This window comes from Streptomyces sp. NPDC054956, assembly GCF_053609185.1.
Genome location: NZ_JBSGXB010000232.1, coordinates 1 through 12,491, shown reverse-complemented (window position 1 = coordinate 12,491; position 12,491 = coordinate 1). Strand labels below are relative to the sequence as shown.

The 12,491-nt window shown below is 70.0% G+C and carries 9 protein-coding genes and 3 pseudogenes; 2 read left to right on the top strand and 10 right to left on the bottom strand.

Annotated features, from left to right (window positions below; all coding sequences use genetic code 11):
* Positions 1–346: 346 nt before the first annotated feature.
* The 7 genes and pseudogenes from ACWGDE_RS28280 to ACWGDE_RS28250 all read right to left on the bottom strand — a co-directional run bounded on the left by ACWGDE_RS28280 (position 347) and on the right by ACWGDE_RS28250 (position 5,504).
* A complete protein-coding gene (locus ACWGDE_RS28280) occupies positions 347–589 on the bottom strand; it encodes a hypothetical protein (RefSeq protein WP_453391857.1) in 243 nt (80 codons plus the stop codon).
* Between the two features lie 117 nt (positions 590–706).
* Positions 707–856, bottom strand: a pseudogene (locus ACWGDE_RS28275) (GNAT family N-acetyltransferase); the annotation flags it as partial.
* A gap of 201 nt (positions 857–1,057) precedes the next feature.
* Complete coding sequence (locus tag ACWGDE_RS28270; protein ID WP_453391856.1) at positions 1,058–1,576, bottom strand: RICIN domain-containing protein; 519 nt, start codon at positions 1,574–1,576, stop codon at positions 1,058–1,060.
* 368 nt (positions 1,577–1,944) lie between these two features.
* Positions 1,945–2,736, bottom strand: coding sequence for an alpha/beta fold hydrolase (locus ACWGDE_RS28265; RefSeq protein WP_453391855.1), 792 nt, complete (start codon positions 2,734–2,736; stop codon positions 1,945–1,947).
* Between the two features lie 127 nt (positions 2,737–2,863).
* Positions 2,864–3,694, bottom strand: coding sequence for an alpha/beta fold hydrolase (locus ACWGDE_RS28260; protein ID WP_453391854.1), 831 nt, complete (start codon positions 3,692–3,694; stop codon positions 2,864–2,866).
* Positions 3,695–3,747: 53 nt separating this feature from the next.
* Positions 3,748–4,775 (bottom strand): annotated as a pseudogene (locus ACWGDE_RS28255) (saccharopine dehydrogenase family protein).
* Positions 4,776–5,222: 447 nt separating this feature from the next.
* Entirely contained in the window at positions 5,223–5,504 is a 282-nt protein-coding gene (locus ACWGDE_RS28250; protein ID WP_399544801.1) for a hypothetical protein, read from the bottom strand.
* Positions 5,505–5,711: 207 nt separating this feature from the next.
* Between ACWGDE_RS28250 and ACWGDE_RS28245 the strand changes: the two genes are divergently transcribed.
* Positions 5,712–7,187: a hypothetical protein gene (locus ACWGDE_RS28245; protein ID WP_453391853.1), complete on the top strand. Its 1,476-nt coding sequence runs from the start codon at positions 5,712–5,714 to the stop codon at positions 7,185–7,187.
* A gap of 79 nt (positions 7,188–7,266) precedes the next feature.
* Here ACWGDE_RS28245 and ACWGDE_RS28240 read toward each other — a convergent pair whose 3' ends face one another.
* The 3 genes and pseudogenes from ACWGDE_RS28240 to ACWGDE_RS28230 all read right to left on the bottom strand — a co-directional run bounded on the left by ACWGDE_RS28240 (position 7,267) and on the right by ACWGDE_RS28230 (position 12,125).
* The gene (locus ACWGDE_RS28240) at positions 7,267–8,265 is read right to left on the bottom strand and encodes a recombinase family protein (RefSeq protein ID WP_453391852.1); all 999 of its coding nucleotides are present in this window, start codon (positions 8,263–8,265) and stop codon (positions 7,267–7,269) included.
* A 181-nt stretch (positions 8,266–8,446) separates the two neighbouring features.
* Positions 8,447–8,944: a DUF4265 domain-containing protein gene (locus ACWGDE_RS28235; protein WP_453391851.1), complete on the bottom strand. Its 498-nt coding sequence runs from the start codon at positions 8,942–8,944 to the stop codon at positions 8,447–8,449.
* Between the two features lie 48 nt (positions 8,945–8,992).
* Positions 8,993–12,125 (bottom strand): annotated as a pseudogene (locus tag ACWGDE_RS28230) (Tn3 family transposase).
* 79 nt (positions 12,126–12,204) lie between these two features.
* Between ACWGDE_RS28230 and ACWGDE_RS28225 the strand changes: the two are divergent.
* A partial coding sequence (locus ACWGDE_RS28225) for a hypothetical protein (protein WP_453391850.1) occupies positions 12,205–12,491 on the top strand: 287 nt, incomplete at its 3' end.

Sequence of the window (12,491 nt, the reverse complement as noted above, 5' to 3'; positions counted from 1 at the left end):
AACCAGGACTTGCCGGGACCGAACGCCTGGAAGTGGCTTCGCTGGTACATCGCCCCCGACTCCTACATCGAATGAGCCACCGCTTCGCACCCACGTCGCGCGTTTGACGTGCAGACGGAGGTTCCGCCAGACGCCGCATCCCAGCCGATCGCGGAACGTGCGGCTCGAACAGACTCCTGATGCCATCGCTGGAGAAGCCGGCCCCGCGCTGGAACACGGTCGATGCACCCCTGCCGGTCCGCAAGAAGCTGGAGCGGCGGGGGTGCATCGCCCTTGGCGCGCCGGGCCGCCGCCTCCGCCCGCGCCGCCTCCGCCCTGGCCTCGGCCAACTCCGTCCGTGCTGCCTTCACACGCTCGCGGCGCACCTCCCCTGCCCGCCCGTCGGCATCCGGTTCCGGGGCCGGACGCGCTCCGTCGTGGATCCGGCGGGCCGGGCCTCCTGAGCCGGTCGCGGCGGCAACGCGCCGATCGCGGCGGCGAGCGGCTTGTCTCCCGCCTTGCGGGCCTTGGCCACGTACGCGTCCCGGGCCGCCGTGAACTCCGACGGCCGCAGCCCGTACAACTCCACCGCCACCGAGTCCGCATCCATGCCCGGCAGTCTCCCGCCCTTGCTGTCACCGCGCCTGCACCTCGAGCAGCACCGCGCATCGACGCGGCACTGCGGGGGCGATGGGCGCTGTCGGTGAAGTACGCGAAGTTTCCGGTTCGCGGTGAGCAGCTCCGCGATGGCCGTCCGGAGGTGTTCAACCGTGGGGGTGCCCTTGCCTCGTTCGGAGAGGAGGGCTCAGAACTCAGCGGCGTTCGACTCGGCCCACGGTCGCAGTATCAGCCGCTCGGTCTCAAGAGGGAACGGCATCGTCTCGTACGTAGTCCTGCCCCCACTCTGTCCCACGGATCATCACGAACGACAGCTGGAGTATTGGGCGCAACCTTCTATCCGGCCGCGCTCTCTCCGTCATGCGCCTCTGCGGCGCCTAGCGGAGCGGGCGCCTAGCGGAGCGCGCCGCACCCAGCCTGCCGAGCCTGGCGGAGCCGGATGCCCCGCCCTTGCGCCCTGTCAGCCGACGTTGGTGTGGACCCACTGCTGGCTGGCGCCGCTGTGGCAGTCCCATTGCCGTACCGGTGCCCCTGCGTCAGTACGCCAGTCGGCAACCTCCAGGCACTTCTGGCTGGCCTGATTGTGGAAGACTGAATTCTGAGGGCCGCTCAGGAACCAGCGCTGGTTGTCGTCGGCGCTGCAGCCCCATTGGGTGACGGCGGTGCCGTTGGCGGTGGACCACCCGGGAACCTCGACGCACAGTCCGGTGGCCTTGTTGCGCAGCACGGGTCGGACGCCGACGTAGTCCCAGGAGAACTTCTGGTTGTCGCCGCCGTTGCAGGGCCACTGGATGAGCTGGGTGCCCCACACGCCGCTGCCACCGGGTACGTCCAGGCACATGCCGCTGGCTTGGTTCTGCATGACGAAATTGGCGCTGGAAAAAGCTGATGCCGTGGTGAGCGGGGCCAGCGAGGTGATCCCTACGGCGGTGAGCAGTGCCAGGAGGGTTCGGTAGAGGGGCTTTCGAGTGACGCGCATGGGTGCCTTCTCTGTCGGAATCCGGTCGAGGTGACGGGATGTCATGGATGGTTTGAGTGGAATGTGGCAGGTTGACAACGGCCTGTGGTGCGCGCCCGGCGGCGGTGGCGTGCGGCCCTCTGCCGGTACGCCGCGGCCGACGGCCCCGCCGGTCGCGGCGCGGGGTGCTGCACGCGGTGTGCTCTGCCACCAGGCCGGTGCATGCCGGCGATGGCCCATGCACGGGCGCCGGCCGCAGCCATCGGCTCTGGGGAAGGGGAGCAGCCACGCCGAGCAGGCCGGGCGGCTCGGCCCCTATCTGTGTGTCGTGAGGCGGTACGAGCCGGGAGATCTCTGCCGGCTCGGGCCCAGCAGGTGATGAGGGTGGTTCAGATAACCGCGAGGAACTCCCGGACCGTGGTGGCGAAGCCCTCGGGGTCGGCCTGCTGGACGAAGTGGTCGGTGTCCAGCGGGCGGTAGATCGTGCCGGGGCGCCTGGAGCACATCGCATGGGCCTGTTCGGCAAGCAGGACCTGGCTGCGTAGTCCGTGGATGAGGAGCGCGGGGCAGTCGGTCGCGAGCCACTGTTTCCAGTGGTCGCCGTGGACGAGGTTCTCGGAGTCGACGGTGTCCTGCGGGTGGAACGGCAGCCGCCAGCCGGCGCCTCCGGGCAGCGGACGCAGCACGGGGCCGAGAAGGGCGGCGACTGGTCCGCACGCTGCGGTCAGTTCCTCGCGGGTGCCGGCGGTGTAGGGGAAGTCGAGGACGAAGGCGAGGGGGCTGGTGCCGTGGTCGGGGAGGTCGACGGCGGTGTCGACGGTGATCAGGGCCTTGGCCAGGTCGGGGCGTTCGGCGGCCAGGTGGACGGCGTTGAACGCGCCGAGGGAGTGGCCCAGGAAGACCGCCTGGTCGATGCCGAGGTGGTCGAGGAGGGCGAGGAGGTCGGCGACGTAGCCGGCGCGAGTGTAGTCGGGGGCCCGGTCCGAGTCCCCGTGGCCCCGCTGGTCAGGGGCGATCACCCGCCACTCGGGGCCGAGCGCGGACGCCAGGTCGGTGAAGGACGCCCCTTCGGAGAGGTGGCCGTGCAGTGCCAGCAGGGGCCGGCCGTTACCACCGAAGTCCAGATAGGACAGGGTGCGACCGTCGAAGGTCAGGGCGGCACGGATGGGCTGGACGGTCATGGGGGTGGAACTCCCTTGGTTCGGGGTGTCTGGGTGGCGGTCCTTCGGCAAACAGCGTCCAGGTGAGCGCCTCGGTGGCAAGGCGGGGTGGAAGCCCACGTACTCCCGGACGTCGTGGGTTCAACCGTCAGGCGCGGGCGAAGGCGCGCAGGTCGTCGTTGAGGCGGTCCGCGTGGGTCGCGAACAGTCCGTGACCCGCGTACTCGTACACGTGCAGCTCTGCCCCCGGGATCAGGTCCGCCGCGCGGCGGCCCGTGAGGGCCAGGGGGGCGGAGGCGTCGTCCGATCCGTGGATGACGAGGGCCGGGCAGTCGGTCTTCACCAGCTCCGGGACGAGGTTCAGGGAGGGCAGCATGTCTCCCAGGGCGTTGGCAGCGCGCGCCGTTGCCCCGTGGCAGCGGTCCACCATGTAGGCCACGTACGCGTCCGACACCGGCGGGCCGGGCAGGTGGCGGGCGAAGAACGCGTTGGCGCCGTCGGCGAAGAACTTTGCCCGGTCCTGGCGGAAGGTCTCGTTGAATCCGCGGATCAGCTCCGGGTCCAGTCCTTCCGGGTGGTCCGTGCTGCGGGCCGGCCCCGGGGCGATTCCGCCGACGAGGGCAACGCGCGCCACCCGGTCGGTCCCGCGCAGGGTCAGGTAGCGGACCACCTCGACCGCGCCGATCGAATGCCCGGCCAAGGTGACGTCGCGCAGGTCCAGGTGGTCGAGCAGCGAGCCCAGGTCCCCGGCAAGCGTGTCGAGGTCGAAACCGCCCCAGACGTCCTCGGACCTGCCGTGCCCCCTGCGGTCGAAGCCCACGCACCGGAAGCCTTCGGCCGCAAGCGGCAGCATCTGGTGCTCCCACATCTCGGTACCGAAGTACGAGCCGTTGACGAAGACGATGACGGGTCCGCCCGGGGGGCCGTAGTCGACGAAGTGGAGGCGGGTGCGGTCGGTGGCGGACTCGAAGTACGGCATGGCGGGGTTCCTTCGGGCAGTGGCTGTCACGGGCGGTCCGGTACGACGGCCCTTTAGGGATGCAGTTCCAGGGAGATGTGCGGAGACAGGGCGCGCAGGAAGTCGGGGGCGTCGAACATCTGGCCCGCCGAGGCGACGCCGATCGCGAGGGTGCGACCGTCGAGGACGCGGTCGAGGGCTTCCACGACGAGGGGCGCGGTGACGGCGTAGATGTCCTGCCCGCGTGCGACGGCGCGTCGTTCGGTGCCGCCCGCTCGCACGACGGCGTCGATGAGGAAGGTCTGGTCGGACCTGCCGCTCTCGTCGGCCGCGGCCGGCGCGGGCGTGTCGGGCGATACGACGTCGCGGGCCGCCTCGGCAGTCATGTACGTGGTGACGTCCGGGATGGACAGATGGCTGGGGATGGTCACCACGTCGGCCATGGTGAACTCCCCGATCACCTGGCGTGATCCCATAGGCTCGGGGAAGGACCACTGCAGGGTGGGCGGGGCGTCGGTGCGGTGCTCCCACTGGCCGCCGGTGTAGCGGAGGCGGTGGTCGCCGCGCCGCTCCCGGGAGACCGCGCCGGACAGGCGGGTGCCGGCGGTGGGGTGCCAGTGGCTCAGTCCGTAGGCGACGTGCGCCGAGTCGGCCCCGGTCCAGTCGCCCATGGCCGCTGTGGCCAGCAGGTCGCCCAGACCGCCGAAGAAGGCCATCGCCGGGACGATGAGGGCTCCTGCTTCGCGCGCCCGGTCGGCGAAGTGCGCGAAGGTGTCGAGGTTGGCCTCGATCTCGGCCGCGACGTCGAGATACGGGATCCGGGCCCGCAAGGCGGCCTCGACGACGGAGGCCGTGGTGGACGCGAAAGGCCCGGCGCAGTTGATCACGGCAGACGTACCTGCCAGGGCGCGGTCGAGTGAGGCCGGGTCGCCGGCGACGCCACATGGGTGTCCAGGCCGGCCTCGTGCGCCAGCGCCTTCAGCTTGTCGGCGTCACGGCCGGAGAGCACGGGGACGTACCCGCGCCTGAGAAGCTCCGCCACGACGAACCGTCCGGTGTGCCCGTACGCGCCGAACACCGCCACCTGTCGGCCAAACCCCATGAGTTGCTCCCTGCTCCCTGCACCCGGCTGATCCGAGGTTGCACCGCTGTGATCCCTTATGGACATCCTGACGCCGACAGCATCCGCCGACGAGCGTCTGGAACGACACCCGTCGCACACTTTCGGACATGCGCCCACGGGCCTGCTCGTGCGTACGGGGGCGGGCAGCAATCGCGCTCGGAGAAGAGTTCCCGTCGATATCGATGTGTGTTCCATCCGGTCGCAGGGTCCCCGAAGGCCAGGGCGCCGAGATCCGTTACCGAACCCGTCACGCCGTCCCGGCAGAGAACCCGCCACCTACTTCCTGGGCACCCTGGTCTCAGCGCCATCGGACGTCACGAGTCAGGGCAGGAGTCGATCACCGGCCTGTACCGCCCTTGGGGTGCAGCGGTACAGCGGTTAACGCTAAGCCGGTGATCACGGGATCGGTGCAGGTCGTGGGCGGGACTACCGCAGCTCGGCGATCGGGTGGGGCTGGGCCTGGAGCCGTTCGCGGAGGTCGATCTCTTCGGGGGTGAGCGGGTCCTCGGGCCGGCGGATGCGTACGGGCTTGGGCCGCAGCGGCAGGCCGTCGTCAGCCGCGGCTTCCTCGGCTTCCGCGAGCGCCCGGTACAGCGAGGCGACCGACGGAGACTTGCCCGCGTTCTTCCCGACCTTGATGGTCAACTTCTTTGCGATCTCGGGGACGGGGACGCCCTTGTCCTTGAGCGCGACGGCGAAGGTGAGCATGTCGTCGTCGATGACCTTCGGGCGTCCGCCGTGGTTGCCCTTGGACGCGGCGATGACCTGGGGATGCCACTCTGGCTCGGTTGTCCGTCGGCGACCCGGACGCCGAGCGCATCTTCCTTCCGGGCTGACGATGACGCCGGCGACAGGTCAGCAGCGGGACCGGTCCCTGGTGGCTTCGCATGGAAGCCCGCCTGGGATGCTGGCTGCATGGATGCTGACGATCTGACTCCGGTTCACCTCGACAAGGTGATTGACGGGTTGGCGGTGAACCCAGCCCTGCCAGCTCCTATGGTCCGGCGACTATTCGCATGGCGGCGGAGCATGGGGAAGGTGGCGAAGCGTCCGGACCTTACCGAGGACATGATCGCCGAGATCGTCGCGATCGACGACCGCTGGCTCCTGCACAGCCTGGTGCTCAACGACCGGCTGCCGGACCTGTTCCGCATCCGACTGGCCGCCCATCGGGACGGGGCGGTGCGGGCCGCACTCGTCGTCCACGCCGCGACCGCACCGAGGGAGGTGCTGGAACAGCTCATCAACGACACCGATCCACGGGTCCGTGAGTACCTGGCCCAGAGCCAACACACACCGTCCGACCTCCGGTCCCGCCTTGCCGCCGACCCCGACTCCGCGATCCGCGCCGCGCTGGCGAAGCACTGGCCACAAGCACCGGAGGCGGTTCGCCGCATCCTGTTGACCGATCCCGAGGCCAAGGTCCGGGCTGCGGCGTGTTCAACGTACTACGCGCGCCTGCCGCATCCGATACCCCCCTCGGACCTACTCCCGGCGCTGTTGGCTGACCCCGTGACTCGGGCGGGCGCGGTCATTCACGCCGTTCTCGACGCGGACACCCTCCAGCGGCTCGCCACAGATCCGGACAGCGAGGTTCGCGCTGAGCTCGCCCGGCATCCCGACCTGCCACCGTTGGCTCGCGAGGCCCTTGCGGTCGATCCGGCCTTGGACGTCCGGGTGAAGGTCTTCGCCCGGCCTGACACGCCCGAGGACGTGCGGGCACAGATCCACGCCTCGGTCCACGAACTGTCGCGCTCGGCGGCTGATCCGGGCCCTGACGCGGACGACGAAACGGTCCTGCACTGGTTCCAGAACAAGTTCGCATCCACGGAACTGCGGATCTTGCGGCTGCCCTGGGTGACGGCCGATCCACTGCCGCACATCGACTCGCCCTACGTCAGCTTCCGAGTCTCCGCAGCCGCCAGCAAGGCCCTTCCCGCCAGCGCGGTGGCGCGACTGCTCGACGACGATGAGGAGATGGTCCGCCTCACCATGGCGCACACCGCCCCGCACCTGGTCGATCTCGCGACCGCCGAGAGCATCGAGCGCCGCTACCGGCCCCGGCGGGACAAGTTCACGTTCTGGTGGGACACGAAGGAGGTCCTGACGTTCCCGCCGACATCCCTGCGCCGCTTCGCCACCGACCCTGAGCCCCGGCTCCGGTCCTTCGCACCCCGCGATCCGGATCTGCCCCCGGAACTTGCCGAGAAGCTGGCCGCCGACCCCGAAGACCGCGTCCGCTGCGCGGTCGCGCCCCACCGCAACCTCCCGCTCCAAGCCCTGCTACGTCTCCTCGCTGACTCCTCGGAGCGCGTTGCAGAAGCCGCTGGCGCCTCCCCGTTCCTTCCGGGCGAGCACATGGAGTGGCTACTGAACCGGGCGGGTCTGTAGCCGCCGACTCGCCCAGGCCCCGCTGGTCCGGGCCCTGCCCTCCCGAAGCTGCCGCGAAGTGACAAGTAGCTCTCTGTAATCAGAGCGACGCTCGGTCAGGAGTAGCGGGGCGGGGCTCGGGGACCGCCGCGGTCCGGCTGGCGGCGAAGTCGGCGTGGGCCTGGGCGACTGCTTCGGGGTACGCCTCGCGTTTGGCGTGCTCGGCGAGGGCCCGGTAGACGCTGGCCACCGAGGGGCTGTGGCCCTTGCGCTTGCCGGTGGGGATGAACAGGTCGGGCTGGATCTGCTCGACGGTTTCGCCGGCCGCGCGGCGGCGGAGCACGGTGTGGAGCATGTCGTCGGTGATGACGGGCGGCCGGCCGCCGTGCTTGCCCTTGCGGGCCGCGGTGTCGAGCCCTTCGAGGGTGGACTCCCGGATGTTCTCGCGTTCGGTCTCCGCCATCGCAGCGAAGAACGCGAACAGCAGCCGGCCGGGCCCGCTGGGGTCGTACATCCCCGGCAAGGGACCGGCGAGCATTTCCAGGACCAGGCCGTGGGCGGTGAGGTGGTCGGCGAGCGCGGTGAGTTCGGCGGCGTCGCGGCCGAGGCGCTTCATCTCGTAGACGGTGAGGATGACCCGGCAGTGCGGGGCGTGGGCCTTGACCTCGCGGGCGGCGGTGAGCGCGGCCTCGAACTGGGGGCGGACCCGGATGCGGGTGCTGATCTTCTCGCTGAACACCTTCTCGCGGGGGATGCCGTGCGCGGTGAGGGCATCGAGCTGGGAGTCGAGTTCCTGGCCGAGGGTGGAGCAGCGGGCGTAGCCGATGCGGATGTCCGCGCTTGGGGTGTCCGGGTCGAGCGGGGCGGGCGGCGGGGTGCCGGGCCGCCAGGGCTGGCCGGGCCCGCGGTCGGTGGGTGTCTGGACCCGCAGGAGCTTGGCAAGGCGCGGCACCTTGGTGAACCGGCCGGTGTGGTAGGTCCCGGCGACCGCGCCGCCGCGTGAACGGCAGGGTGATCCGGACGCGGCGCCGCACCGCGGGCAGGGGTGGCGCTCGACGTCGTCGGCGTCGGCCGGGTCGGGGTGGTGAGGGTCCGTCATGGCCCCGGATCCTCGCACAACGCAGTTCTCAGAACGGGGCGCAACCCACCTTTGAGTGAGAACGGGTTGTGCGAGCCGATCCGGCCCTGCGGCGGCTTCCCGGCTGCCGAGCCGTTGGCGTTCTGGGAAAGGAACATTTGTGAGAGTGGTCCCAAGTTCGCACCCTTCGTTGTCGCTGTGCTCACTCGTTCTCCGTGTCTGCACTGGCTTCCCAAGCGGCAGTTACACATCCCTCCTCCCAGTGCCACCAACCCTTCGCCTCGCCGTGTTCGAGCAGCTTGCGAATCCGCTGAATGTCCGCTTCCGGAGGGACGTCGAGCGCGACCATCCGGAACTGCTCGATGCCCTCGCCGGTGGTACCGAGCCGGTGGAAGGTCTCCAGCACGGTCTGCCGGGCCGCCTCAGAGCCACCGTCCTTCAGCACGATCAACCGGACGGTGCAGTTCTCGGAGGGGTGAACGGTCTCCCCGGCCCAGCGCAAGCCGTCATCGTCAACGTCCACGCGGATGACATCGCCGCTCGCGATGCCGCGGACGAACCATGGGGTGTTGTCGAGACGCACTGTTCCGTCGCCGAGGTCCACTGCCCAGAGGCTCTCAACGCTTGCGGGCGGCCAGCCGTCCTCGTCAATCTCCATCCGGAAGTGGACCTTCACATGGGCGTCGCTGATGTTCGTCACCACGCCATCATCTACAGTCCGGCTCCCGGGGAGAGGCCGAGGTCCCGTCTACTCTTCGTCGTCCTCATCCAGCCCGAGCCCGGCCGCGTCCGGGTCGCGCAGCGGGCGCAGGGCGCCGGCGGCCGGGGTGGAGGCGTTGAAGCTGTAGCGGCCGAGCACGTTGAGGTTCGCGTGCTTGAGCGGGGAAAGGCGGGCGATGTCCTCGTCCCGCAGCTCGTGGCCCTCGGCGCGGAGCTGGGTGACGGCGGCGTCGATGTACTTCGTGGTCCAGAGGACGATGGCGTTGAGGACCAGGCCGAGCGCGCCGAGCTGGTCCTCCATTCCGTCGCGGTACGCCTGGTGGATGGTGCCGCGCTTGCCGTGGCACACGTCGCGGGCGAGCTTGTGGCGGGACTCCTGCACGGTGAGCTGGCGGTTCATCTGCCGGCGGTAGGTGTCGTCGACCGGGTCGACCATCCGCAGCAGGTGCTCGGTCTTGGCGATCCGCCCGTACTCGGCGAACGCCTGCCCCAGCGGCGTGGGGTGGCCCTCGCGGCCGAACATCCGCAGCAGGTCGTACGCCCTGACCTGGTTGGTGACTAGGGACCCGGCGACCCGGAGCATGTCCGGCCACCACGTCTCGATCTTCTTCAGGTTCACGCGGTTGCGGGCGAGCGGCTCCAGCACCCCGTACGTGCCCGTTTCCACCCCAGGCATCGTCGCCCGCCAGAACCGCTGGTCGTCCAGGTCCTTGAAGCGGGGGCTGAAGTTGTAGCCCAGGATCTTGAAGATCCCGAACACGATGTCGCTGTAGCTCGCGTTGTCGGTGGCCACCATCTCCGGCTTCACGCCGCCGTCCAGGTTCAGCAGCGCGTCCAAGATGTGCAGGGAGTCGCGCGGCGTACCGGGAACGACCATCTGCCCGATGCCCGCGACTTGGTCGTTGACGGCGTTGAGCCAGGTGATGCCGCGCTTGAACCCGAAGTACTTCGGGGAGGGCGCCGCGCTGATCGTGCGGACGGGGACGACGAACCGCAGCCCGTCGACCGAGGCCAGCAGCCCGTCCCCCCAGAACTGCACGATCGGCACCTCGGACTGGGCCTCGATCAGAGCCGCGTTCGCCGCGGCGATCGTGTCGGAGCGCAGGTAGAACTGGTCTACGTGGACCAGGCGGGAGCGGGTCAGGGCCTCGTGGCCGGGGTTGGTGACCGGCGTCATACCAATGTTGCACGCCTCGGAGACCAGCAGCGCGACCACCGAGGTGGTCAGGTCCTTCATGCGGGTGGTGCCGTCCCCGAGGTGGACGAAGGCGTCGAGGAACCCGGTCCAGGAGTGGACCTCGAACAGCAGGTCCGGCAGGTCGATCTTCGGGAGCATCTTCTCGACCCGCTTGCGCAGCCAGGTCAGCGACTTCGGCTCGCCGAGCGCGCCGAGCTTCTCCACATTCAGCTTCACCCGGCCGTTCGGCAGGACGTCGAGCGACACCTTCGCGTCCCTGCCCGCCGACTCCAGGCGCTCGGCCATCTGCTTCCAGCCCGCGTCCAGGGCCCGCACCAGCTCGGCCAGGTGCTCGGTGACGGGCATGTCCAGGCTCAGCCCGGCCAGCACGTCCTCGCACACCGTCTCCCACGCCGCCCCGTCCAGGAGCCGGGCGCGCGGATCGGACCACCGGTGCGAAGGGGAGGCGAACACGTTGCGGTTGTTCAGGGCCCGGTGCAGCTGCTCCAGCACGCACACCACGTACGCGTCCCGGTCCACCGACCCCTGCGGCAACTCGGCGTTCGCGTACACCGCCTTGCGCCACGCCGGCGGCACCAGCTTCTCGTCCACCTCGCGCGGCAGCAGCGGCTTGTCCTTCACCCGCCGCCGCGCCAGCGCGGGCAGCCCCTTCACCCCGGCCAGCACCCGCGCACCGCCGGTCGACGCCGCCAGCGCCTTCGACTCGCCCAGCAGCGCCAGGAACGGGCGCACCGTGTTGTAGCGGGTGGTCAGCGCCGCCCGCATCGCGACGTCGGCCGAGTCCTCGTCCTCGGGCACCAGGGACACCACGAGTGCGGCCGCGGTCATCACTGTCTCCCGCGGGGCGACCTCCTCGACCGCCGTCCACAGCGCCGCCGCGTCCAGGTCGGCGCCGTGCGTCTCCACCAGCTCCAGCTCCTCGAACAGCACCTTCGCCGCCCGCGCGAGCGTCCTCGACGCCTTCTCCAGCTGCGGCAACGTCGACAGGCGATCCTTCTCCGTCGCCCGCCTCGCCGTACTGAGCAGCCGGGTCGCCATCAGCACCTGGAACAGGTCCAGGGCCTCGTCGATGGCCTTCGCCTCCAGGTGCCGCATCACCGCGGTCAGCATCGCGGTGCGCTTGGGCTCCTCCCCCCGCTCCAGGCTCGCCGCCTTCGACCCCAACCCGTAGCGGGCCAGAGCGGCCAGCCGGTTCGGCGGGACCTGCGAGAGCCGCACCCGGCCCAGACCGAACGCACCGATCTCATCGACCCGCTCCAACGACCGCGCGAACGCCGTACCCCGTCGTCCGCGTCGGCGGCCGGCGCAGCCGCTCCAGCTCCGAGAACCGGGCGCCCTCCGGCGTCTTCAGCGTGGCCACCAGGTCCCCGGGCAGCGTCGCGTCCGCCCGGTGCGCGGACCTTGCGACCGTGGCGTGCAGCCGCTTCTCCGCGACCGCCCGCACCTCCGACACCTTCCGGGCCAGCACGCTCACCCCCGGCAGCAACACCCGGTGACGGCGCAGCCAGCCCACCGCCTGGTTGAACAGCGCCACCGGCCCCTCGGCGTGCGTCCACGCCCGGCCGTGCAGGAACGTGCGGAACTTCCGCCCCCACTCCGCGTCGTCGTACTCCTGGTACTCGTACGCGTCCCGGATCTCCCACGCGTGCTCGTACGCCGTCGGCTTGCGCTCGGTGTACTGCTTTACGCGGCTGACGTCCTCGATGCCGAGCTGCTCCCCGAGGTACTCCACCACCGCCCACGGAACGTCCAGCGGGTCATCCGGGAGGAACCGGCCGATATAGCGCACGGTGCACATCTGGAGAGCGAACCCGAGCCGGTTGTGATCACCACGCCGCTTCGCGACCAGCTTGCGGTCCTCGTCGTCGAGGAAGAAGAACCTCTCCAGCTCCGGCCGGGTCGGCTCCTCGTTGAACTTCCCGTACGAAGCCGCCTGCTCGTCGGTCAAGAACTCCACTGGCATGGACCTGACGCTAACGACGCACGCAGCCGCCCAACGATCTTCCACCGAACCCCGGCGCCAGGCCGATCGGCTGTGCTAGATGCCTATGATCACCGGCTTAGCGTTAACCGCTGTACCGCTGTGCTCCAAGGCCCAGATCGCAGACCTGGCCCAAGTGCTGGGCATTGTGGACGGCGGCACCGGCGACCAGTGCCTGTGCAACGGCTGGCCGACGATCACGGTTCACGGCGTCGAGGGCGAGCTGATCGCCTGCTGGACCCTGCACCACCAATCCGGTCTCCGAGGAATCGGTGACTGCGATGCCGACCTTCAGGACGGTCCGGCACTCACCGAGTGGCTGGCGGAGCGAGGCCTGACCAGATCGCG

What these genes read in the sequence shown, in the direction of transcription:
- ACWGDE_RS28280 (WP_453391857.1), bottom strand. Translation starts at nt 589, where the DNA reads ATGGATGCGGACTCGGTGGCGGTGGAGTTGTACGGGCTGCGGCCGTCG.
- ACWGDE_RS28270 (WP_453391856.1), bottom strand. Translation starts at nt 1,576, where the DNA reads ATGCGCGTCACTCGAAAGCCCCTCTACCGAACCCTCCTGGCACTGCTC.
- ACWGDE_RS28265 (WP_453391855.1), bottom strand. Translation starts at nt 2,736, where the DNA reads ATGACCGTCCAGCCCATCCGTGCCGCCCTGACCTTCGACGGTCGCACC.
- ACWGDE_RS28260 (WP_453391854.1), bottom strand. Translation starts at nt 3,694, where the DNA reads ATGCCGTACTTCGAGTCCGCCACCGACCGCACCCGCCTCCACTTCGTC.
- ACWGDE_RS28250 (WP_399544801.1), bottom strand. Translation starts at nt 5,504, where the DNA reads ATGCTCACCTTCGCCGTCGCGCTCAAGGACAAGGGCGTCCCCGTCCCC.
- ACWGDE_RS28245 (WP_453391853.1), top strand. Translation starts at nt 5,712, where the DNA reads ATGGATGCTGACGATCTGACTCCGGTTCACCTCGACAAGGTGATTGAC.
- ACWGDE_RS28240 (WP_453391852.1), bottom strand. Translation starts at nt 8,265, where the DNA reads ATGACGGACCCTCACCACCCCGACCCGGCCGACGCCGACGACGTCGAG.